The sequence below is a fragment of the Lysinibacillus sp. FSL L8-0126 genome (assembly GCF_038630385.1).
GTDB classification, from domain to species: domain Bacteria; phylum Bacillota; class Bacilli; order Bacillales_A; family Planococcaceae; genus Lysinibacillus; species Lysinibacillus fusiformis_D.
This window is the reverse complement of record NZ_CP152028.1, coordinates 3,533,101-3,556,084: the sequence shown is the minus strand read 5'-3', so window position 1 is coordinate 3,556,084 and position 22,984 is coordinate 3,533,101. Positions and strand designations below refer to the sequence as shown.

26 protein-coding genes are annotated in these 22,984 nt (G+C 39.5%); 9 read left to right on the top strand and 17 right to left on the bottom strand.

Going from position 1 to position 22,984, the window contains the following annotated elements; genetic code table 11:
* Positions 1–55: 55 nt before the first annotated feature.
* Positions 56–976 (bottom strand): helix-turn-helix transcriptional regulator, encoded by a 921-nt coding sequence (locus MHI34_RS17270; protein WP_036120596.1) that lies wholly within the window; start codon positions 974–976, stop codon positions 56–58.
* A gap of 162 nt (positions 977–1,138) precedes the next feature.
* On the opposite strand from MHI34_RS17270, the gene modA reads away from it, so the two are divergent.
* Together modA and modB are read left to right on the top strand one after the other, a co-directional pair.
* Positions 1,139–1,924: a molybdate ABC transporter substrate-binding protein gene (modA, locus tag MHI34_RS17265; RefSeq protein ID WP_342503698.1), complete on the top strand. Its 786-nt coding sequence runs from the start codon at positions 1,139–1,141 to the stop codon at positions 1,922–1,924.
* Between the two features lie 3 nt (positions 1,925–1,927).
* Positions 1,928–2,584 (top strand): molybdate ABC transporter permease subunit, encoded by a 657-nt coding sequence (modB, locus tag MHI34_RS17260; RefSeq protein WP_036120602.1) that lies wholly within the window; start codon positions 1,928–1,930, stop codon positions 2,582–2,584.
* Positions 2,585–2,620: 36 nt separating this feature from the next.
* On the opposite strand, the gene moaD is transcribed toward modB, so the two are convergent.
* Genes moaD through MHI34_RS17235 form a run of 5 tightly spaced genes read right to left on the bottom strand, consistent with a single transcriptional unit; the run spans position 2,621 to position 6,130 of the window.
* Positions 2,621–2,854, bottom strand: a complete 234-nt coding sequence (gene moaD, locus MHI34_RS17255) for a molybdopterin converting factor subunit 1 (RefSeq protein WP_141903735.1) — start codon at positions 2,852–2,854, stop codon at positions 2,621–2,623.
* Positions 2,847–3,326 carry a molybdenum cofactor biosynthesis protein MoaE gene (locus MHI34_RS17250; RefSeq protein ID WP_058844577.1) on the bottom strand — a complete coding sequence of 160 codons (480 nt, stop codon included), beginning with the start codon at positions 3,324–3,326 and terminating at the stop codon, positions 2,847–2,849. Before MHI34_RS17250 ends, moaD begins: the two co-directional genes overlap by 8 nt.
* Positions 3,323–3,841 (bottom strand): molybdopterin-guanine dinucleotide biosynthesis protein B, encoded by a 519-nt coding sequence (gene mobB, locus MHI34_RS17245; protein ID WP_342503697.1) that lies wholly within the window; start codon positions 3,839–3,841, stop codon positions 3,323–3,325. Before mobB ends, MHI34_RS17250 begins: the two co-directional genes overlap by 4 nt.
* Entirely contained in the window at positions 3,811–5,097 is a 1,287-nt protein-coding gene (gene glp / locus MHI34_RS17240) for a gephyrin-like molybdotransferase Glp (protein ID WP_304438528.1), read from the bottom strand. The genes mobB and glp overlap by 31 nt, the downstream gene beginning before the upstream one ends.
* Before the next feature lie 16 nt (positions 5,098–5,113).
* Positions 5,114–6,130: a thiazole biosynthesis adenylyltransferase ThiF gene (locus MHI34_RS17235; RefSeq protein ID WP_342503696.1), complete on the bottom strand. Its 1,017-nt coding sequence runs from the start codon at positions 6,128–6,130 to the stop codon at positions 5,114–5,116.
* Positions 6,131–6,238: 108 nt separating this feature from the next.
* On the opposite strand from MHI34_RS17235, the gene MHI34_RS17230 reads away from it, so the two are divergent.
* The 3 genes from MHI34_RS17230 to moaC are packed head-to-tail and all read left to right on the top strand — an operon-like array spanning position 6,239 to position 7,795.
* Positions 6,239–6,733 (top strand): MogA/MoaB family molybdenum cofactor biosynthesis protein, encoded by a 495-nt coding sequence (locus MHI34_RS17230; RefSeq protein ID WP_036120634.1) that lies wholly within the window; start codon positions 6,239–6,241, stop codon positions 6,731–6,733.
* A complete protein-coding gene (locus tag MHI34_RS17225; RefSeq protein WP_036120637.1) occupies positions 6,730–7,320 on the top strand; it encodes a molybdenum cofactor guanylyltransferase in 591 nt (196 codons plus the stop codon). Before MHI34_RS17230 ends, MHI34_RS17225 begins: the two co-directional genes overlap by 4 nt.
* Positions 7,313–7,795, top strand: coding sequence for a cyclic pyranopterin monophosphate synthase MoaC (gene moaC / locus MHI34_RS17220; protein ID WP_036120641.1), 483 nt, complete (start codon positions 7,313–7,315; stop codon positions 7,793–7,795). Before MHI34_RS17225 ends, moaC begins: the two co-directional genes overlap by 8 nt.
* A gap of 49 nt (positions 7,796–7,844) precedes the next feature.
* Here the strand turns inward: moaC and moaA are convergent, their stop codons facing one another.
* Genes moaA through MHI34_RS17205 form a run of 3 tightly spaced genes read right to left on the bottom strand, consistent with a single transcriptional unit; the run spans position 7,845 to position 10,040 of the window.
* Complete coding sequence (gene moaA / locus MHI34_RS17215; RefSeq protein ID WP_036120644.1) at positions 7,845–8,861, bottom strand: GTP 3',8-cyclase MoaA; 1,017 nt, start codon at positions 8,859–8,861, stop codon at positions 7,845–7,847.
* A complete protein-coding gene (fdhD, locus tag MHI34_RS17210) occupies positions 8,862–9,680 on the bottom strand; it encodes a formate dehydrogenase accessory sulfurtransferase FdhD (protein ID WP_036120647.1) in 819 nt (272 codons plus the stop codon).
* A 12-nt stretch (positions 9,681–9,692) separates the two neighbouring features.
* Positions 9,693–10,040 carry a DUF2294 domain-containing protein gene (locus MHI34_RS17205; protein WP_036120650.1) on the bottom strand — a complete coding sequence of 116 codons (348 nt, stop codon included), beginning with the start codon at positions 10,038–10,040 and terminating at the stop codon, positions 9,693–9,695.
* 575 nt (positions 10,041–10,615) lie between these two features.
* Here MHI34_RS17205 and fdhF point away from each other — a divergent pair.
* Genes fdhF through MHI34_RS17190 form a run of 3 tightly spaced genes read left to right on the top strand, consistent with a single transcriptional unit; the run spans position 10,616 to position 15,095 of the window.
* On the top strand, positions 10,616–13,552 hold the full coding sequence (fdhF, locus tag MHI34_RS17200; RefSeq protein WP_036120653.1) for a formate dehydrogenase subunit alpha: 2,937 nt from the start codon (positions 10,616–10,618) through the stop codon (positions 13,550–13,552).
* 4 nt (positions 13,553–13,556) lie between these two features.
* Positions 13,557–14,036 carry a DUF1641 domain-containing protein gene (locus MHI34_RS17195; protein WP_058844573.1) on the top strand — a complete coding sequence of 160 codons (480 nt, stop codon included), beginning with the start codon at positions 13,557–13,559 and terminating at the stop codon, positions 14,034–14,036.
* Positions 14,037–14,048: 12 nt separating this feature from the next.
* Positions 14,049–15,095: an Mrp/NBP35 family ATP-binding protein gene (locus tag MHI34_RS17190; protein WP_058844572.1), complete on the top strand. Its 1,047-nt coding sequence runs from the start codon at positions 14,049–14,051 to the stop codon at positions 15,093–15,095.
* A gap of 48 nt (positions 15,096–15,143) precedes the next feature.
* On the opposite strand, the gene MHI34_RS17185 is transcribed toward MHI34_RS17190, so the two are convergent.
* The 4 genes from MHI34_RS17185 to MHI34_RS17170 form a co-directional block, all read right to left on the bottom strand.
* Positions 15,144–15,434, bottom strand: coding sequence for a hypothetical protein (locus MHI34_RS17185; protein WP_036126901.1), 291 nt, complete (start codon positions 15,432–15,434; stop codon positions 15,144–15,146).
* 136 nt (positions 15,435–15,570) lie between these two features.
* Positions 15,571–16,677 (bottom strand): PA2928 family protein, encoded by a 1,107-nt coding sequence (locus MHI34_RS17180; protein ID WP_036126903.1) that lies wholly within the window; start codon positions 16,675–16,677, stop codon positions 15,571–15,573.
* A gap of 23 nt (positions 16,678–16,700) precedes the next feature.
* Positions 16,701–17,531 carry a CbrC family protein gene (locus tag MHI34_RS17175; protein WP_342503695.1) on the bottom strand — a complete coding sequence of 277 codons (831 nt, stop codon included), beginning with the start codon at positions 17,529–17,531 and terminating at the stop codon, positions 16,701–16,703.
* A 30-nt stretch (positions 17,532–17,561) separates the two neighbouring features.
* The gene (locus MHI34_RS17170) at positions 17,562–17,870 is read right to left on the bottom strand and encodes an antibiotic biosynthesis monooxygenase (protein ID WP_036126906.1); all 309 of its coding nucleotides are present in this window, start codon (positions 17,868–17,870) and stop codon (positions 17,562–17,564) included.
* An 87-nt stretch (positions 17,871–17,957) separates the two neighbouring features.
* Here MHI34_RS17170 and MHI34_RS17165 point away from each other — a divergent pair, with 87 nt between their 5' ends.
* Positions 17,958–18,644 carry a winged helix-turn-helix domain-containing protein gene (locus MHI34_RS17165; protein WP_058844570.1) on the top strand — a complete coding sequence of 229 codons (687 nt, stop codon included), beginning with the start codon at positions 17,958–17,960 and terminating at the stop codon, positions 18,642–18,644.
* 28 nt (positions 18,645–18,672) lie between these two features.
* On the opposite strand, the gene MHI34_RS17160 is transcribed toward MHI34_RS17165, so the two are convergent.
* The 4 genes from MHI34_RS17160 to MHI34_RS17145 form a co-directional block, all read right to left on the bottom strand.
* Complete coding sequence (locus tag MHI34_RS17160) at positions 18,673–19,539, bottom strand: DMT family transporter (RefSeq protein ID WP_101966748.1); 867 nt, start codon at positions 19,537–19,539, stop codon at positions 18,673–18,675.
* Between the two features lie 214 nt (positions 19,540–19,753).
* Positions 19,754–20,689 (bottom strand): alpha/beta hydrolase, encoded by a 936-nt coding sequence (locus MHI34_RS17155; RefSeq protein WP_036126917.1) that lies wholly within the window; start codon positions 20,687–20,689, stop codon positions 19,754–19,756.
* Between the two features lie 166 nt (positions 20,690–20,855).
* Positions 20,856–22,217, bottom strand: a complete 1,362-nt coding sequence (locus tag MHI34_RS17150; protein WP_342503694.1) for a HAMP domain-containing sensor histidine kinase — start codon at positions 22,215–22,217, stop codon at positions 20,856–20,858.
* On the bottom strand, positions 22,214–22,888 hold the full coding sequence (locus MHI34_RS17145) for a response regulator transcription factor (RefSeq protein WP_058844595.1): 675 nt from the start codon (positions 22,886–22,888) through the stop codon (positions 22,214–22,216). Before MHI34_RS17145 ends, MHI34_RS17150 begins: the two co-directional genes overlap by 4 nt.
* Between the last annotated feature and the right edge of the window lie 96 nt (positions 22,889–22,984).

Below are 22,984 nucleotides of genomic sequence, written 5' to 3'. Positions count from 1 at the left end.
ATTTCCCAGTAAAATTATAATCGATTTCGTTGTTAAACTCAATATAAAATTTTGATTACAGTGTTTCATACATAATTTGGCCCATTTGGGAAATGTCATAATCACCTAATGCAGCCACCTCAGCTTGGAAATCTGGTGCGTTTAAAATTTCCTTCACCGCCTCAATTAGTTGTTGATTTTCAGGCGTTTTTAATAACACAATGTCGTAACGCTCTCTGACAGCGGGTATAAAATCGACAGGGATGAGCTTGGCGATTTTTTCAATCCCAATTCCAACGTCTGCATATCCATTTGCTACAGCAGAGGCAACGTCGAGGTGGCTCATTTCTTCATGGGTATACCCTTTAATCATGGATGGTGCGATTTCATGAATACGCAATTGCTCGTCTAGTAAAGTGCGAGCACCTGAGCCTTTCTCACGATTAATAAATGTAAATGACTTTGTTTTAAAATCTTCAAATGTGTGGATTTGCAATGGATTCCCTTTTTGAACATAAAAACCTGCTCTACGTGATACAACATTGATGAGGACAAAGGCATGACTCACAAAGATTTTTTTTACATAAGGCGTATTATAATCTCCTGTATCTCCATCAAACATATGTAAACTCGCAATATTACAGTCGCCATGATACATCGCCATGACACCATTAAAACTACCTTCATGTGAACGTAATACTTTCATTGTTTGTCTTTTCTCAAGATATTTTGCTACTATATCCAACACTAAATCTTGGCCACTAATAATAATTTTCGACTGATTTTTAGGTGAAGTAGCTACAGGGGACATAGCTGGAGTGGTACCTGTTTTACGTTTTTGTATATAGGCTTGCAAGTCCGCACGATCTACTCGCATTTGCCGCCCCACACGGAAAACTGGCAAATCTCCCTTTTTCACCAAATCATAAATGGTTAATTTCGAAACCTTTAATAATTGTGCAACTTCTTCAATCGTATAGGATTGATCTTGTGACATATAAACATTCTCCTCCTATAAACCTCTCTTTACATGGTAACGCATTTATAGCTTGATGAACATCTTGAAATTTTCTTCCAACACTATCTTTCTTTTTTACTTATAACTGATTATAATTAGCTATGTCTTGTTATAACGAGTTATAAAAGGAGTACAATCATAGTGAAAAAATTTTATAGTTTATTTGCGACACTATTATTACTAGTTGGTCTATTAGTAGGCTGTGGTAACCAAGAAAAAGAGGTGGCAGCAAACAAACCCGTTGAATTAACAATTTCTGCAGCAGCAAGTTTACAGGATGCCTTAGAAGAGCTTAAAACAACTTATGAAGAAGAGCATGATACGATTAAAATCCTCTATAACTTTGGTGGTTCAGGTGCATTGCAACAGCAAATTTTACAGGGTGCTCCTGCAGATCTTTTCTTTTCTGCAGCGGAAGATAAATTCGATGCACTTGTAGAGAAAGAAATGATTGATCAAAAGCAAGGAATGGATCTTTTAGCGAATGAATTAGTCTTAATCGTGCCAAAAGACAATGAAAAACAAATCCAATCCTTCGAAGATTTACAACAAGCAGGGAAAATCGCGCTCGGTACACCTGAAACGGTTCCTGCTGGACAGTATGGTGTGGACACATTAAAGCATATGCAACTTTGGGATTCACTTGAATCTAAAGTGGTGTATACAAAAGACGTACGTCAAGTACTTACGTACACAGAAACAGAAAATGTGGATGCAGGAATCGTCTATAAAACGGATGCCCTAGTATCTGATAAAGTCGATGTCATTGCAACTGCAGATGATGCTACACACGCACCAATTATTTATCCTGTAGGTGTGCTAAAAGCGAGTAAGTATGCGCAAGAAGCAGAAGATTTTTATCACTTTTTACAAAGTGATGAGGCTATGAATGTCTTTAAAAAGTATGGGTTTAAAGGAGCTCAATAAAAAATGAGTACCGATTTCTGGTCTCCACTTAGACTTTCCATTGAGATTGCCTTCGTCGCAGGCATTATCGCGATCATAGCAGGTATTTTCATGGGCAAATGGATGGCAACCCACCATTTTAAAGGCAAGCTAGTACTAGAAACCGTATTATTGTTACCCTTAGTATTACCTCCTACTGTAGTAGGCTTCCTGCTCATCGTCATTTTCGGGAAAAATAGTCTATTAGGAAATTTTATTATTTGGCTATTCGATCAGCCCGTCATGTTCACATGGTGGGCGGCGGTTATCGCTTCTACCATTGTTGCCTTTCCATTAATGTATCAATCGGCTAAAACAGGCTTTGCCTCTGTTGATCGCGATATTGAACATGCAGCACGTGTGGATGGGGCTAATGAACGGCAGGTCTTTCTTTTTGTATCAATTCCTCTTGCATTAAAGGCACTCGTGTCTGGCGGGATTTTAAGCTTCACTCGAGCTTTAGGTGAATTTGGGGCTACCTTAATGTTTGCGGGGAATATTCCAGGGAAAACACAAACAACACCACTCGCTATTTATATGGCGATTGATGCGGGTAACATGACCCTTGCCTGGACATGGGTTTTGTGCATGATGGCTATTTCCTTCCTTTTGCTACTTAGCATTCATCTTCTAAAAGTATAAAAGAGGTAGTTGGTTCAATCCAACTACCTCTTTTTCTCATCCCCCACTGATAGGTGGAATAAAAGCGATTGTGTCACCAGACTTAATGATCGTTGTATCCGTTGCAAATTCCTCATTAATCGCTGTCATCATTTGCTGTAATGATAGCTGTGGATAGTGCTGTTCCATCCACTCTTTCAATTCAGCCACTGTCACATCTGACAGCTCTACAGTTAGCTTAGGCGCACCAACTGCTTCCTGCAAGTGAGCAAATAATAAGATATTAATCACGATTTTCCTCCTTCTGAATGCCTGGTTCCCCTTGCGGATAGGGGACATTTTCTAATTGATCGCCAATCCATTCCGTACCGTCCTCCCAATGCTCTTTTTTCCATATTGGCACAATTTGCTTAATACGGTCAATCGCATACTCATTCGCCATGTAAGCGACTTTACGATGTGGTGATGATACGGCAATGACTACAGCAATATCAGCAATATCTAAATGACCTACACGATGGGTAATGGCTACTTTCGCTTCTGGCCACTGCTCTTGTATTTCCTGCGCAATTTGTTCAAACATTTTAATGGCCATCGCAGGATAAGCTTGATATTCCAAGTGCAATGTTTTTTTACCATTTGTGATTTCACGCACGGTGCCAATGAACAGTGTAATGGCTCCAGCATTTCGACTCAGAACCTTTTGTCTAACTTCCTCTACATCAATGGGTTTATTGATAATTTCAAATAACGCTGTCGTCATGATTCTCTCCTCATTTCCTTCCATAAAAACTCCATATATTGCGCTTCTTCATGTATCGAAAAGGCTGGGACAGTGAGTGAGGAATCCAGTGGATAACTTGGCCAATAGAGCACACAAATGATCTGAGATACTTGCTGTAGTAAAGCTTGATCCTGTGCAGTTCGTACGAGCACAACCTTCGGATAATGTTCATTTTTATACCCTTCAACCAGAATGATATCCATTGGAAGGGACGCATAAAGTGCAAGTATTTGAGACAGTTGCCAGCTATTTTGCTGAATACTCATACGTAAAGTACCCTCCCCCTCCACTGCTGTGACACTCGCACCTGCCAGCTCATGTCTACTACTATCCTTCGAAGCTTCTATCATCGGCACACCACCGTGACCATGATGCTTGATGGTTCCTACTCGTAACCCTTCCGTTGTCGCTCTCTTAATCAATTGCTCCATCAATGTCGTCTTACCACTATTTTGATAGCCAACTATCTGTAAGATTTTTCGATGTTGTCCCAAGGCCACTCACTTCCTTGCAAATCTTCTAACAATAAGACCGTTACTGACATGCCTTTTTCATAGCCACGCGAGCCACCTGGTAAGACGATGAACGCATTAGCTGATGCTAAAGAGGAAACTGCACTCGACTTATCAAAACCAGATGGCACAGCCACTAACTGACCTTTTTCATAATAAGCATGTGCTCTTACAAAGCGTGTAAATGGATTAGCCTTTGTGAAATCCTTACCTAAAATAGCTTGCTCTCTACGTAAATGGGGCTGTGAATTACTGTAGGCAGTGCGAATAATCGGACGTACAAAAAGCTCAAAGCCAACATAGCAAGCTGAAGGATTTCCAGAAAGTCCAAATAATAATTGTCCCTCTCGAGCAGCTACTGTAGTCACACTACCTGGGCGCATTGCCACTTTGTTAAACAATACCTTTGCATTTATCGCTTCATAAATGGCTGGTAAGTAATCGTAATCCCCAACGGAAACGCCACCCGTTGTAATTAACATATCAACTTCCTGTAAAGCTTTTTCAACATTCTCAATACATAATTCAAGATCATCGCTAAACTTGCCAAAATATTTAACTTCTGCTCCAGCGCGCTCAATTTGAGCCATCATCATATACGCATTACTATTGCGAATTTTGCCTGGCTGTAAAGGTTCACCGGGATCTAGTAATTCGCTACCAGTGGCCATCACACCAATGACTGTTTTACGAAAAACAGGTACTTGTTCATAACCAAAAGTAGCGAGTAAGGCCATCACCCCTGGATTAATATATTGACCTTTTTCAATGAGAACAGCGCCTTGCTGCACATCTTCCCCTTTATACGAAATGTTGGTCCCCGCTTCAAAATTCCGTTTAATCGACATACACATTTGTTGATTTTCTTCGAAAGTATGGGTTAATTCTAGCATGACTACTGCATCACACCCTTGTGGGATTGGCGCACCTGTCATAATGCGGACAGCTTGTCTATGACCAACTACTTCGTCATAGACATAGCCTGCGCCAATTTCCCCCACAACCTGAAAGCGGACTGGATGTTCTGCGGAGGCTTCTTTACTATCAATGGAGCGAATAGCGTAACCATCATAAGGAGAACGATCAAATGCGGGCACATCATGATCAGCTCGAACAGCTTCTGCTATAAAACGTCCATGGGCCTGTGTTAATGGTACAAGCTCTTTTTTTGCTGGGAAGGCATAGTCCATTACACGATGAACCGCTTCTGCCACAGGGATTGGTTGTCTTTTTTCTATCATTTGGCACACTCCTTTATCCTAATAAACGATAATAAATGCTTTTCGCTTTTTCTATATTTTGTATACCATGTATCACTACGCGCCCATCCTGGAAAATCACAATTCGGTAATCGTCAGCTTGGCAGGAAAGCAAATAAGGATTTACCTGAATTTCACCATAGGGACGAAGCTGATTTGCCAACTGCTCAAACGAATAGTGAATTGGCTTCGGAGGGCGTATTTGTACTGCGTCTCGTCCACAAAGTATCTGTAATTTAGTTTGATTTTCATAGGATAAATAAGGGTATGTTGGTTGATTACCACAAGATGGACAATCAGCTTGCCGTATTTTTTCCACATTGATTTCATAGTGTTGATTTTGCCAAACATCAAACGTTAAATAGCTTTTTCGCAAGGCTTTCTCATCACCAACGAGCAATTTTAAAACCTCTGCCACTTGATAAGCTGCAACGATTTGAACTGTTGGGCTAATAATACCTACCGTATCACAAGTCATTCCTGTATGTGGCATGACATGTAACAAGCAATGCAAACATGGTGTTTTGCCTGGTACAATCGTATAGGTCGCACCATAACTACCAACGCAAGAACCATATACCCAGGGAATACGAGACTTTTGTGCAAGGTCATTCATGAGAAAACGGACATCAAAATTATCGGTTGCATCGACCATCACATCGACATCTTCTAATAATGGCAGCAAGGACTCTGTACAAGCGTCCATAATAGCAGTATTGATTTCTATCTCTGAGTTGATGCTGTGAAGTCTTGTTTTAGCTGCGATGACTTTTGGCATTTTTTCTTGTGCATCTAGCTCTGTATATAATTGCTGTCTTTGTAAATTACTCCACTCTACGTAATCACGATCAATGAGGGTCAGCTTGCCAATACCAGCGCGCACAAGTGCTTCTGCGTTAGCACTCCCTAATGCACCTACACCAATGATTAGGACGTGTTTTTGTTGAATGGACTGCTGCCCTGTTTGTCCGATGGGATGAAATAATTGTTGTCTAGAATATCTATTTTGCATAAGTATGAGGCCTTTCTTTCTTTGAATTTTCGTTTGACCTTTTCATTTATAGCATTATAATAAAAGCAATGTTTTTCAGCAAAATACGTTTGAAGGAGGTCTTTTACTGTGCATCCCACACATCAACAGCAACTAATCCAAGTAGCTGTTTTAACGGTCAGTGATACACGCACTAAAGCAGATGATCATGCTGGTCAGCGCATTCAATCCTTACTTCAAGAAGCTACATTTGAAGTAGTCGACTACCAGCTAACAAAGGATGAACCACTGGATATTGCCAATCATATCAAGAAATGGTGCAGTGATCACACAATCAATACCATTATCGTCACGGGTGGAACAGGATTTACACCAAGAGACCAAACCTACGACACCATTCTGCCTCTTTTTGAAAAAGAAATGATGGGGTTTGGTGAATTATTTCGAACTCTCAGCTATGAAGAAATTGGCCCAAAAGCAATGTTTAGTCGAGCCACTGCTGGAAGCCGTCAGCAAACCGCTATTTATGTTTTACCAGGTTCTACAAATGCGGTGACATTGGCTATGATGAAGCTCATTCTTCCTACTGTCCAACATTTTGTCGGTGAGTTGAATCGCCTATGAAAATTGCTGGAGTTGTATTAGCTGGTGGTCAATCCTCTCGCTATGGTCAGCCTAAAATGTTTGAGCTGTTTGCTGGGCAGCCTTTATATAAACATAGTCTCACAGCCTTGCAAAAAAATCGGCTAGATCCTATCATTATTGCTACGAACGCGCACTTACAACATCAATTTGGGCAGGAAAACGTCCAATGGATCATCGAAAAGCAGCCACATCAAGGCCCACTTTTTGCTTTGCATTCTATCATGACAGCCTACCCTGATGTGGAATGGTTTTTTGTCGTAGCGAGCGATATGCCTTATATGAATGCCAATTTTATCAAAAAAATAGTAGGGCTGATTGATGACGCCTATGATGCTATTGTTCCTACGCAAGCGCTACGGGATCAACCATTGGCGGCATTATATCGACGTACAGCTTTACCAAGGGCAAAGCAATTAACGGAACAAAACAAGCGAAGTATGAAAGTGCTGTTAGAGCAAATTCGTGTTTGCTACGTTCCTTTTGATGACAATAGCCCAACATTTGTCAATATCAACGCACAACAAGATTGGTCACAAACGACTAAAAAGGAGTTTAACGATGAATAATTTTACACATTGGAACGAAGAAGGTCGTCCTAAAATGGTCGATATATCTGCAAAAGAAATCACGACACGTACAGCTATTGCTCGCAGTACGATTATTTTATCGGATGCAGTCTATGAAGCCATCCAACAAGGTGGCATTAAAAAAGGTGATCCGACGCAAGTTGCTCAAATTGCAGGGATTATGGGTGCTAAAAAAACGGCCGATATCATTCCTATGTGCCACCCTATCATGCTACAGGGCACAGATTTCCAGTTTGACTATGAAAAGGCGGAGAATGGCTATGAGCTCCATATTCAAGCCACTGTCAAATGTAGTGGGAAAACTGGTGTTGAAATGGAAGCCCTTACTGCTGTGTCGATTGCTGCCTTAACTTTTTATGATATGTGCAAAGCCGTTGATAAAACAATGGTCATTAAAGAAACCTATCTTGTTGAAAAAACAGGTGGAAAAAGTGGCACCTTTGTGCATAAATAAACAGAAAAATTCGGCATCGTTTTGCCGATTTTTTCTGTTTTTTTACACACTACCCCCCAATGTGAGACATTTCAATTTTTGAATTTTTCCTTTTTGCCATTGTTTGTTCATTGCGTTCATCTGAATAACGATCATTTCTTGTTTCCCAAACGTTCGTAATACATTTGATGATGGCTGCATCATCTTGCCCTGATCGTAACAGCTCTCTTAAATCAGTGCCTTCAGTTGCAAATAAACAAGTGTATAATGATCCTTCTGCTGAGAGACGAGCACGGGAGCAATTGGAGCAGAAAGAATCTGTCACAGACGAAATCACACCAACCTCACCTTGTGCATCTTGATATTGAAAGCGCGTTGCCACTTCCCCCCTGTAATTTGGAGCCACTGGCTGTAATGGAGAAAACTGATGGATATGCTCAATGATATCTTTTTTGGACACCACATCATCTAAACGCCAACCGTTCGAATTCCCTACATCCATATATTCAATAAAGCGTAAAATATGCTGTTTTTCTTTAAAAAATTGAGCCATTGTAACAATGTCTTGGTCATTCTTGCCTTTTTGAACAACCATATTAATTTTTACTTGTAAACCCGCTTCTGCTGCCTTTTCAATTCCCTCTAACACCGGCAATACCTTGCCCCGATGACCATTCATCTCGAAAAAACGTTCTTCATCAAGTGAATCTAGACTAACTGAGACTCGAGATAAGCCTGCTTGTGCCAATGGCTGTGCATATTTTTTTAATAAAGAGCCATTGGTTGTTAAAGCAATATCTTCTACACCCTCTATATGGTGAATACGGGCAATTAATTCGGGCAAATCACGACGTAGCAATGGCTCGCCGCCCGTAATTCGCACCTTTTTCACGCCTAATGAAACAAAGATTTTTACTAATCGTTCTATCTCATCAAAATTTAATATTTTATCAGACGGTAAAAATGCATAATCTGGACCAAATACCTCAGCTGGCATACAATAGCGGCAACGAAAATTACAGCGATCTGTTACGGATATTCTTAAATCTCTTAACGGTCTGTGTAATTGGTCTTGTAGATTCGTCATTTAATCTCCTTCTTTCAGTACATTCTGAGCTGGTAATAGGATGCGGTGTGGATGTGTATAAATATTCAATGAATGCTGTCGGATAAAGCCTACCGTCGTAATGCCAAGCTGCTCAGCCAATTGCAAGGCTAATTCAGTTGGAGCTGATTTAGACAGCACAATGGCACAGCCTATTTTGGAGACTTTGAGTAAAATCTCCGACGATATTCGTCCGCTAAAAACAATTATTTTATCTTGCATACGGATGTTATTGCGTAAGCAATAGCCGTAAATTTTATCTAAAGCATTGTGGCGTCCAATATCCATACGACTTAACACAATGCCATTGACATCACATAGTGCAGCATTATGCACACCACCCGTTTTCTTAAAAATGTCGGCACCATCCTGCATCGCATGCATTAAACGGAAGCAATCCTCAGTCGACATTTGCACCTGAACGTCTTCCATTTTTTTTGCTGCTAATGCATCATTCGTAAAAACAAATCCTTGTCGACTCATCCCACAGCAAGAGGTAATATAGCGTTTGTTTTGCGTCTGCTGATAATAAGGATTGACATGCTTTGTTTTAATATGCACAAAGCCTTCTTTTTCTTGGTGCCAAATTTCCTCAATATCCTCAAAGCTACGAATCACTCGTTCAGAAGCTAAATAGCCGATGACCATATCTTCTACATACTCTGGTGTACATACCATCGTGACAAATTCTTGCTGATTAATTTTTACGGTCACCGCGTATTCTGAGACGATTAAATCATCCATTTCTTTCACTTGCTGTCCTTCAACTCGCACAATTTTCCTTGTTATTGCTCGCTCCATAAGGCATCCCCTTTATTCACTGATATTCTTTTCAAAAACAAAGACGGAAATCGCAAAATCCTCTTCAATTTTAATATCTGAAAATAGGTGGAGTAGTTTGCTACCCATCAATTCTTCCATACCCTCTGGTGGTGATTGCGTATATAAATCCTGAATCATACTCGTCCTTGCAGCATGCACCATTTTTAACCCTTCTGGTGTACTGGCAATAAATTTTTCTGTCGGTGTGATATTACCGTATAAAGTAGATACAGCCATATTCTCGACAAAAACGGTATGAATACGTTCAGGTCCTTTACCAAATACTTCCTTGCGTAACTTTCGAATCATGTCATTAAATTCGTGTATTTTTTTAGACATAGCAACGATTCTCCCATCGTAATTAAACTTTTTTAGGTAAATGGTTATGAGGGTCACCCTTACAGTTTGTTAATGATATAGCAACTTTTAAAAAAATAAAAGAGAAAATACTTTTTGATAATAATTCTCATTTAATAAATTTTATGATAAATATTGTTCATTTTGAAGGAAAGAGCTATAATATTCATATCACAAATGGAATTGATTTATTTTGATCCCTATGTCACGATGTTGCATAGTGTTTTTAATATTTAAATTCTATTGTTATTAAAAAATAAAAGTAGATTGAGTTTTTAGCAAGGCCTGCTAAGAATTTTATCCACCATGAATCATTAGCATGTCTTGGACATGTTATTTCATGGTGGATTTTTTATTTTTTTAAAAACCGAGACATGGATAACTTGTTATGATCTAGCAATTTGCCTATTTTGAGGTAGCTTCAAGAACAATTGGGAATTACAATGATAACAAGACAATCTTTTCAAAAATAACCAACTCGATTTGTTATTCCCTTTTTGTCTTAAGCTGCAACATGTTGTCCGATTAGTCTCAAAGTGCAAAAGGAGGAAGTTATCTTGACTCAAATTAATATTAATGGCGTATCGTATGATGTAAAAGAAGGAGCTACAATCCTTGATACCATTAATCAGCATGACATTCCGCATCCACAGATCTGTCATGTGCCTGCTGTTGATCCAATCGAAACATGTGATACATGTATCGTGGAGGTGAACGGTCAATTAGTTCGTTCCTGCTCCACAAAGGCAGTAGACGGCATGAATGTTTTATTAACTTCTGACAAAGCAAAAGCAGCACAAACAGAAGCGATGGATCGTCTACTCGAAAATCATTTACTGTACTGTACAGTTTGTGATAATAACAATGGAAATTGTGCATTACACAACACGGCTGAAATGATGGAAATTGAGCATCAAAAATATCCTTACCAACCGAAAGTGGAACCTCATGAAGTGGACATGTCACACCCGTTTTATCGATATGACCCTAACCAATGTATCGCTTGTGGTCAATGTGTAGAGGTTTGTCAAAATTTACAGGTGAATGAAACATTATCCCTCGATTGGGAAGCCGAAAGACCACGCGTCATATGGGATACTGGCGTAGCAATTAATGATTCTTCCTGTGTAAGTTGCGGTCAATGTGTAACCGTTTGTCCATGTAATGCCTTAATGGAAAAATCCATGCTTGGAGAGGCTGGATTTATGACTGGTCTGAAACAGGATATGTTAGATCCAATGATCAGTTTAATTAAGGAAGTTGAACCGGGCTATAGCGGTATTTTTGCCGTTTCTGAAGTGGAAGCAGCTATGCGTAGTAAACGTACTAGAAAAACAAAAACAGTATGTACTTTCTGTGGTGTAGGTTGTTCATTCGAAGTTTGGACAAAAGACCGTAAAATTTTAAAAGTACAACCTTCCGAAGGTCCCGTTAACGCAATTTCTACTTGTGTCAAAGGGAAATTTGGTTGGGACTTCGTTAATTCTGAGGAACGAATTACTAAACCTCTTATTCGTAAAAATAATGAATTTGTTGAATCATCATGGGATGAGGCACTCGATTTAATTGCCACAAAGCTTGGTGGTATTCAGCAGCAATTTGGTCCTGGTTCTGTCGGCTTTATCTCATCTTCTAAAATTACAAATGAAGAGAATTACTTAATTCAAAAAATGGCACGTCAGTTATTTGGAACAAATGATGTCGATAATTGTTCCCGTTATTGTCAATCCCCTGCTACTGACGGTTTATTACGTACAGTAGGTTTAGGTGGTGACGCGGGTACGATCAAAGATATTGCCAAGGCTGGTCTTGTCATCATTGTTGGGGCTAACCCGGCTGAAGGACACCCTGTTTTAGCAACACGTGTGAAACGTGCACATAAATTACATGGTCAGAAATTAATTGTTGCGGATATTCGTAAACATGAAATGGCTGAGCGTTCTGACATCTTTATGCGTCCGAAGCAAGGTACTGACCAAGTTTGGTTAATGGCCGTTACCAAATATATCATTGACCAAGGTTGGCACGATGAAGCCTTTATTCAAGAAAACGTCCTTCATTATGATGATTTTAAACAAGTACTTGAAACATATACACTTGATTATGCGCAAGAAATGACGGGTATTAGTAAAGAAACATTGATCGAAGTGGCTGAAATGATTCGTGATGCAGATGGTACATGTGTGCTTTGGGGCATGGGTGTAACACAAAATACTGGTGGCTCTTATACATCCGCAGCGATTTCAAATTTACTTTTAGCAACTGGGAACTATCGTCGTCCAGGTGCGGGTGCCTACCCTCTTCGTGGTCATAACAATGTGCAAGGTGCCTGTGATATGGGTACACTACCAACTCTCTTGCCAGGTTATCAAAAGGTAACAGATGAGGCAGCGCGTGCAAAATTCGAAAAAGCTTACGGTGTCCCAATTCAGTCGCAACCAGGTCGAACTAATATGCAAATGTTAGATGCGATTATGGAAGGTAAAATGAAAGCCATGTATTTAGTGGGCGAAGATATGGCGCTTGTTGATTGTAATGCCAACCATGTAGATGAGGTGCTTTCACAACTAGACTTTTTTGTTGTCCAAGATTGTTTCCTATCACGTACAGCACAATATGCAGATGTGATTTTACCTGCTGCGCCTTCCCTTGAAAAAGAAGGTACATTCACGAATACAGAACGTCGTGTTCAACGCCTCTATCAAGTATTACCAACACTTGGTGAATCGAAAGCAGATTGGGAAATCTTGCAAGCGGTTGCTCGTCGTTTAGGAGCAGATTGGCATTATGATCATCCAAGTGACATCTTTGATGAAATGACCAGCCTGTCCCCCCTCTTCTCACAAGCTAACTATGATGTCTTAGAAGGCTGGGGTAGCTTCTGCTGGGGTAGCCATGATGGTAAAGATACACCTTTACTATATGAAGATGGTTTCAATTTCCCTGATAAAAAAGCTCGTTTTGCTTTAAATGATTGGGTGCAACCTGTGGAATATGAGGCACAGTACGATTGTCTTATTAATAATGGTCGTATGCTTGAACACTTCCATGAAGGAAATCTAACAAATAAATCAAAAGGTATTCAATCGAAAGTACCTGATATTTTCGTTGAAGTATCACCGGAACTGGCGAAGGAACGAGGTATTGCAGATGGAGCCTTACTTCGTTTAGTATCTCCTTATGGTGCATTAAAGCTAAATGCTCTTGTCACAGATCGCGTGCAAGGAAACGAATTATTTTTACCGATGAACTCCGTTAATAAAGATTCAGCTATCAACTTCTTAACGGGCCCTGCAGCAGATGTGAATACATCAACACCAGCTTATAAACAAACAAAAGTACGAGTTGAAGTGCTAAAAGCAAAAGGAAAATCACCACTTCCTCGTACGAACCCACGCTATAAAAAGCGTCATCCTCAAAATGGTGTTGAGGTTCATCGGAAATGGAATCGTCCTGGCTACGTTCACTTAACAACTATTAACGAAAGAGAGTGAGAGCATGGCTGTACCTATTACAAGCATTAAAAAACAACAATTGACGGAAGAACAACTAAAGGAACAAAAATTAGACAATCTAAAAGAACTGCTTTCTGATAATGAAGAAGCCGTTAATCAAGTGTTTAGTATTATGGCTGAATTGAATGATATAGGTGCACTAGAAGCAGCAATGAAGCTACTAGAAGCGAAAGAGGATGTGGCCCATATTGCACTTGGACAATTAACTCGTAAGCCTGTAACCAATATTATTAATAATTTAATGGGCGTTGCAGGAGCATTGACGGAGCTCAATCCAGAAACAACGACTAAGCTAATTGACGGCTTAAATTCAGGTGTAGATGAAGCGAGCAAAGCACTTGAATCCAATGAAAAAGTAAGTGCCTTTAAGCTTATGAAAATGTTAAATGATCCAGATGTCAATCGTGCGCTCAATTTTGGAGTCCATTTCTTAAAGGGACTTGGCAAAGGCTTAAAAGAATAAGGTGGTTCCGACATGTTAGTAAAAGAAGATGTTATCAACGCATTACAACAAGTAGAAGATCCAGAGCTTCATCAGAGTATCGTCAAATTGAATATGGTGCGTAATATTCAAATAAACGGCACCCATCTATCGCTGGATATTATTTTAACCATTCCAGGTTGTCCTTTAAAAGCGAAGATCCAGCATGATGTGGAAAAAGCATTACAAGCGATTGGTGCCTCCAGTGTTGCCATTACCTTTGGGGCTATGACAGATCAGGAACGTCGCACATTAACTGCGTCTCTACAAGCGAAAAATGTGACAGAGCAAGGAATGCCGAATATGCTACTGCTTAATTCTGGTGTGCAATTCATTGCCATCACAAGTGGTAAAGGCGGTGTTGGGAAATCGACTGTGACCATTAATTTAGCAGTCGCCCTTGCCCGTCTCGGCAAACGGGTAGGAATACTTGATGCGGATATCTATGGCTTTAGTATTCCTGCTATGATGAATATTGACCAAAAACCTACTATGCTTGACCAAACAGCTATTCCAGTAGAAAGTCATGGGGTTAAATTAATGTCGATGGGCTTTTTTACCAATGACAACCAGCCTGTTATGTGGCGTGGCCCCATGCTCAACAAATGGATTCGTAATTTCCTTGTCAACACATTATGGGGAGACTTGGACTATCTTCTGATAGATTTACCACCAGGGACAGGCGATGTGGCCATTGATATGGCAGCCATGATTCCTCAGGCACAGGAAATCATTGTAACAACACCACATCTTGCTGCTTCTCACGTCGCATCCCGTGCAGGCTTGATGGCTCAACATACGAAACATACTATTCTTGGTGTTGTTGAAAACATGGCTTATTTTGAAGGAGCAGATGGTCAAAAAAACTATCTGTTTGGACAAGGTGGAGCCGATCAGTTAGCAGATTTACTGCAAACACAAGTAATCGCCCATGTTCCTTTTGCTCAACCTGAAGAAAATACAGGCTCATCAGTATATGAGGAAGAAACGATTATCGGTGAGATATTTACTAACCTAGCAGAAGATTTGCTTTACCAATAAAACAAAAATCCCTTGATTTGCTTTTACACAAATCAAGGGATTTTTCTGTCACAAATAGCCTGCCTTTTTTAACACTTGCATGAAATAAAAACGGTACGTATTTTGAACGAAGGTATCTAAAGGTAGTCCAACATTGACCTGATATTTCGTAAAAATAAAATAAAACCGTTTATCCCATTTTAAATGCAGGAGCTCCCCTGCCTCTTCACCATATTTCATAGTAAATTCCTCAATCAAAGGCTCAATCATCTCATAACAATAGTCTTTTAAATGGGCGAGTGCTTCAATATCTTTATCCCTTTGAAAGCGTATAATCCAATCCACTAATTGCTCATTCATGTTTGTACGTCATCCTTTTACATAGAGTTTCTTCCTATTAAATTATACTCCTTTTTTACAGAATCGAAAAATGAACAGTTTTTTCAAATAGATGGTTTTAACTTGTTGTCAAAAGGATAAGCATTGGCATTCGCCACTAATCAATAGGTCGATTCCACCGCAGATGATATTGAACATTCCTATTTTTCGTTTCTTTATCCAATACTAATAATCTGTCACCTGCTTGAATAACATAGGTCTCCTCTAATGTACGTATACCAGGTTGTTGTTGGTCAGGATTGATAACACCTATATTTTCTTCCCACAATACTTGATGATTATTCATATCATAAAACAAAACCATATGGTCAGCACTTTCCCGCTGTGTTTGACGATAAGACACGAGAGCTGTTTTTTTTGCGATATCCACATCAATCACTTTAGGTTCTAAATTTTGGTAGGCTTGAATGGCAGGCTCTGTTAGAACAGCCTGACTAAAATCTTGAATTACCTGATAGTCCTCTACAGACTGTGGGTGTGTGGCAAAATATCCAGGCAACCCTGTCTCAATGAAGAAACGAGCTGTTAGGAAATCTTGAGCTTTTGGGTTCTCACTTAAAGTTTCACCATCAAAGTGATAGAATTTGCCATCGACACCCTCCAAATATAAATTATTTTGTAAAATAACCATCTGATGTGCACCATTACTTAATTTATCTATTAATGGCTGATATTGCTGACGAAATTCTTGTTCAGAAAGTATTTCCTTTCCTGTTGCTATATCTAACAGTGACAATTGACCAAACTCATCATCACGATGATGAACAAGAAGACCACCCATAAAATTCCCAATCAATGTATCTTTATGGGAAGCTGATTTTGTCCATTGCTTTTCACCTGTCTCTAAATTCACAGCCACAATGAGATAATGAGCAAGCAAATGCGTAATGCCATTCGATGTTCCATTATTTTCAGAGCCCTGCACCATTTGGACAGCGATGTGTTGTGAATCATCTGTATAAATGGGCGAATCAGATTTTATAGGAAAGCTTCTCCCCGCTAAGCCAAAAACAATCATGACTAGATTGCTAACCACTATAAATACAACTAGTAAAATGCTAGAAATAACAAGGCTTTTACGTTTAATGACGATAAACAATAACAGTAAAAATCCTAATCCCAACACGATACATAAAAAAATATCATGCATCAGCCAGCCATTCAAACGCCATGAATACATATATCGTTGAAGAAATTGTTCCACCTCTCTACCTCCTCTAACAGCGATTAACTAAAATCTGAATAGAGCACATAACGGTCACATTCCAAGCACTGAAATAAATAGCCTTGATGATGACCATTGTTCATTAACGATGCTGAAAGCTCCTCTTTCGAAAAGCCTGTATAATTATCAAATTGATCCTCAATACCTAGCTCCACTATATCACTCCAGTCAACATAGCCGATAAACGCACAATAGTCCGAACAATGAGCTACCCAATTATTGCCCTGCCAGCTTACGTAGCCGGGCGTTCGATAGAGAATTTCTTGTACAAAGGCAGGGTTAGTAACCTGTTCATCATCCATTAAATCTTGCTGGAAAGAGCCATCATATTTTTGGGCAGCCTCTCCACTGTGGATGCAAGAAGGACAAAGATAATCTACATCCTCAATAGCGTAAATACCTCCTGTGTAATAGACATCCACTTGCTGTTGACAGCAATCACAGACAACGATTTCACCTGTTTCAAAAATTTTCGCCTCAAGCGGTTTAGGAACATATTTAAAGGTTGGAATGATTGTTTGAGTTGGCTGTTGGTCGTTTATTTTTCGTGGTAGCAGAGGATTCACCAAATTTGGTTGATTTATGTAGGTTTGCAGAACACCATATTTTTTTCGATCTTTTTTATCAGCTTTATTCATAATGGTCGTAAAAAGCTGATAAGCCTCTAGGTACATCCTAAGCAAGCAATAGACTTCTACTAGTAGCCTTAACGTTTCTTCCGTTTGCTGCTCCTGCTTTAATCGCTCTTTGAAAACATGCATCTGATTAATCGTTATCGGATCTGAAGGATGAAATTTTTGTCTTAGCTCATGCCATTCCTCAGCAATTGTCATAAAAAATAGACCTCCTTCTCACTCGTCATTTTATTTCACAAAAGAGTAATCTTTTATCATTTGGCAAATTTCCACCTTATAGTTCGCGTACCATTTATCTTGTCCCAAGTGTTGTGCGGTTAAATGTTTGGCATTATCTTTCCATGCTTGAATAGCCTCTAGCGATTCCCAATAGGACACCGTAATGCCTTTTCCTTCCTCGTTCCTGACACTTTCAACACGCAGAAAACCAGGCTGTTGCTGTGCTAGGGCATCGATGAGGTCAGCCATTTTGCCATAGCCCTCCCCATCCTGTTTAGTTCTTTGAGATGTAAAAATCACTGCATAATAGGTTTCCATTTATTTCTCCTCCTCTATTACTTTTATTGTAAACGATAATGAAATTAACTAAAATCAAAATATAGAAAACTGAAAGGATTGTGACATATGGGAATTAATCCAAACATGGCGGAGGTAGCGGCACTTCTTGGCGAAAGGTCAAGAGCAACCATTCTTGCTAGCATGATGGACGGGCGTTTTCATACAGCTAGTGAACTGGCGTATATGGCTGCCATTAAACCACAAACTGCTAGCTTTCATCTTGCTAAATTAGTAGAAGGAAAGCTGATTAAAGTTGAAAAACAAGGGCGGCACCGTTATTTTCAATTAGCTGGTGAGGACATTGCTCAATTTCTTGAGTCTTTTCTCGTCATCTCACCGCCACCTGAAGTACGTTCTTTAAAACAATCTAGCCAAATGAAATTATTGCAGGATGCTAGAACTTGCTATGACCATCTAGCTGGTAAATTAGGTGTCCAATTAACAGAGTCAATGGTGGATGCAGGCTATCTAAAATTAGAGGACAAACAATTTATCCTGACAGATGAAGGCACTTTATTTTTTACTACATTCGGGATGGATCTAGCTGCTTTAAAAAGAAAACGACGCTCCTTTTCACCTGCTTGTTTAGATTGGAGTGAACGACGTTACCATTTAGCAGGTGCACTAGGCCATGGTCTATTAAACCAATTATTAAACCTCGGCTGGCTTACACGTGTACCATCTATTCGCGCCATTAAAGTGACTGAGAAAGGTAAAAGAGGTTTTAAAGAGGTATTTCATTTAGACAGCTAGAAGAATAGAGGGCTTTTGGATTGCCCCACTAGCCCTTTATTCTACTAAAAGTACGATTTACTAAATAAATCCCACTAATGATAAATAACCCACCAACCACTAACGATTCATGTAACGTTTCGTCTAATACTACCCATCCTGTTAGCACCCCAAAAAAAGGTGCTAAAAATAAATAGGCACTTGTTTTTCCTGGATCACTATTTTGAAGAAGATAGTACCAGCCTGCAAATTGAATGATGGAAGAAAAAATACTAAGCCATAACAAAATCAATAATGACTGTGGATTGACAATAAAGTATGGTTGCTCTAACACGACACTTCCTAGCAAAAGGAGTAAGCCCCCAAACAGCATTTGATAGGCTGATAAAACCCATGTATCAAAGAACATTCCCCATGTTTTCACTAAAAGTGTTGCAATCGCCCAAAATACAGCGGATAAAAGTCCAAATAGAAGACCTATTTTCAATTCAACTTGTGCCCCCATTGTAATGATCACTCCGATTAAGCCAAGCACAACCCCGATCCACTGATAGAAACGATAGCGTACTTTGGTAAAAATGGTGGCAAATATGACAACGAGTAAAGGGTTTGTAAATGTTAAAATAGATGATTCACTTGCTGTAATGGTGCGTAGACTTAAAAAAATACACCCCATTACACCAGCCGTTTGAAATGCTCCGATGATGCATAGCTTGAGCCATTCTCTCTTTGAGGTCGGATGAGGTCTTTTGAAAATCATGACAACAATGACCATTAGAATCCCTGCCAGCATAAATCGAAGGGCAGCCAATAATAATGGTGATGAATACGGTAATCCTAATTTTACGATAGCAAACGATGAACCCATTAAAAAGGTTGTTACTACTAGTAAAGCAATAAATTGATAGTTTTTCATACAAGATACTCCTAACCTGTTTCATTAATCACTACTATCTGATTATAAACAGGAAGCTATTCAACGCTTATCGAAGTATGGATTACATCCATGTAAAAGAATGGGACAATTAGATTGCTACTTAAAGCGACTTCATTGGGGGAGGTATTTTATTTTCATGAATTTCAATAAAAAATCTTACCTCTAACAACAAAGAGGTAAGATGCTATAACTATCAGTTATCCATAAATTCTTTTAGGTTTTCAACAATTTCTTGTGATCTTGTATGGTGTAAGTAATGGTCACCGTCCAATGTGATTACTTTTCCATGAACTGAATTTTTGACTTGCTCTTCATGCAATGGTATCCAATTTTTTTCAATGCCTTCACTTTTCGCCTGAACAAATAACAAAAGAGGTAAATCTTTAGGGAAAGTTACGTTTTTGGCTGCTGTAAAATTCATTTCTATATTTGTTAATTCATTGGAAGTGCTCGTATTATAAAAGTTTTTGTTTGTAATCATCCGTATTTGTTCTTTTGTGTCATCATCATACGGTAGGCCAGCATATGGATCATCTGAAAATTTTATAAGAACTCTAGCGATCCCGGTTTTTTTGAGAAGTTGTAACGACTTAATTGGGAATTTCGTATCCATACCGTCTTGAGTAGGCACACTGCTATCAATCCCGACAAATGCAGTCACCTCATTCGGATATTGATTGACATAATCGAGTCCATAAATACCTGCTATGGAGTGTCCCATGAGCATATAGCGGTCAATTTTCAACGCCTGTAAAGCTTCATGAATCTCACTCACTATGTTGTCGGTGCTTCGTTCTTTATCGGTATCATCACTTAAACCATAGCCAAAAGGCTCTATTGAAACGACTCTGTAATGAGGAGTCAGTTCTTCGATAAGTGGCTTAAAATCAAGTGTTGGTGCTGCTGTTCCGAAGCCTGGTAGTAGGACGATTGTTTCTGCCCCCTTCCCTTGGATGGTAACATTCATTTTTCCCTCATTCACAGTAATGAGCTGACCATAGTGTTCTATTTTCCCTTGCTCTATTTTGTTGCAAATAATGTTTACAATAAACACAATAGCAAGTAGCAGCACTATCGTTAAACCGATAACAGCTATTGTTTTAAGTAAGATTCGAAAAAATTTTTTCATTTTTATGCACGAGGTTCATCTTTGCTCGTGCTTTCCTCCCTTACAACCGTTATTCCAGCTAGCTTACTTAGCTGTTATTGATCAGTGTAAAGGACGAAGATGTCTACTATATGACGGTAATATGAACGCAATATGAACAACAAAAAAATTTCGCTATCTCACGCATTTACTGTGTGATAAGAGGTAATTGGATAATAATGGTCGTTCCTTGTCCAAGCTTACTCTCTACTTGAATGTCTCCTTGATGCAATGATACGATTTGCTTAACGATTGCGAGACCCATTCCACTCCCATCATATTTACGACTATGTGAACGATCCGCCTTAAAAAACCGCTCAAAAATACGCTTCTGATCCTCTAAAGAAATCCCAATGCCCGAATCACTTACTCGTACTATCACATGATGAGCGTCCTGCTTCATACTGACCTCAATCATACTACCTTCATTGGAAAATTTAATACTATTAGTAAGAAGATTGGTCCATACCTGATTTAATTGGTCATAATCAGCCATTATATGAACAGCCTGTAAATGAAGATTAAACTGGATGTTGCGAGCAGACCATTGCGGCTGAATGGCAATAATTACTCGCCTAATTTGCTCATCCAGACTAAACGTCGCACATTGCATTGGCTGTGTCTTCGACTCGAGCAAACTTAGCTTTAACAGGCTATCACTCATCTTAGACATTCGCTTTGCTTCCGACATGATAATATCAAGATAGCGACTTTTCTCCTCGTCTGTAATATCTACTTGCTTCAATGCTGCTGCATAGCCTGATATGGAAGTAAGTGGTGACTGAACCTCGTGTGAGACGTTCGATACAAACTCTCTCCGCATTTGCTCCAATTGCTGTAACCCCTCCGCCATGTCCTCAAAACTTTTGGCCAAGGTACCTAGCTCCCCTGATTGTTTAATATTTAACTCGACATTGAAATCTCCACCTGCAATATGCTTTGTTGCTGTTGTCAATTTTTTTATTGGCTTGACGAGAAACCTAGCAGCCACTATAAACACGACACTGCCAATAACAAGAGCATAAGTAGCAAAATTCAATATCAATTTTATAGCAAAGGAAGTAGAAGGGAGGGAGATGGGTTCGATAAACATCGCCTTAGTCCCCATTGCAGTTTGTAGTGGCATTCCTACAAAAATAGACGAAACACCACCCGGATTAACTTGAATGACTTCCCCATCCAGTACACTTTGAACTTGTGTCATTGTTACATTGGCCAGTGGAACACCCTTTTGCTCTCCGTAGGATTTGAACTGCCCCTTTTCTTCATAAATGCGGATATAGTAGGATTCAAGCTGATGCATTTCACGAATAAATTGTTCTGCTTCATTAAATGGCAATGTCTCAAATATATGGACAATGTCCTGACCAAAATTCACTAGGGGGATTTGTAAGTTTTCATTCAATTTATCTTCAAATACCCATGTTGCCATAAAAAAGGATATAGTTGTGCCACCAATTACGGCAACTAGAAATGTTAAAACGACACGCGTATATAATGATTGAATCATTCGTTAACCTCAAGTCGGTAGCCAAGACCTCGTACTGTCTCAATCTGAAATTCAGTTGTTGCAGTGAAGCGCTCGCGCAGACGCTTAATATGTACATCGATCGTTCGATTATCGCCAGCATAATCCATTCCCCAAATTTGATCGATCAGCTGCTCTCGTGTGTAGACCTGCCCAGGTGTTTCCGCAAGCTTATATAATAATTCAAACTCCTTTAGCGGCAGCGAAATAGACTCTGTTCCATTTTTAATTTTATAGGTCTGACGATCCAGCATGATTTGACCAAGTTGAATGATCTGTGAGTAGCCAATCCTGTAGCGCTTTAGAAGAGCCCTTACTCGTACCGTCAACTCTAGTGGGTCAAAAGGCTTTGTCAAATAATCATCTGTTCCGAGCTCAAAGCCCTTCACTTTTTCCCATGTTTCCCCCCTTGCTGTTAGCATCAGTAAGGGAAGCTCAGCATTTACTTTGCGCAGCTCCTTACATAATGTCCAGCCATCCATCGTCGGCATCATAATATCCAGCACAACAAGATCGACAGGCATTGAGTGATAGATGGCTAGAGCTTCTTTGCCATCCTCGGCCTCCACTGTTGTGAACCCGTCTTTGCGCAGAAAAAGGCAAACAAGTTCACGAATATTCGCATCATCATCCGCAACAAGTATCGTCGGCATACGTTCGTTCCCCTTTTCCAATGTATTATTCACATACATTATACTATATATCTGCTTCACTTCCCTTTTACCACACACTGTTATCAATAGCTGACG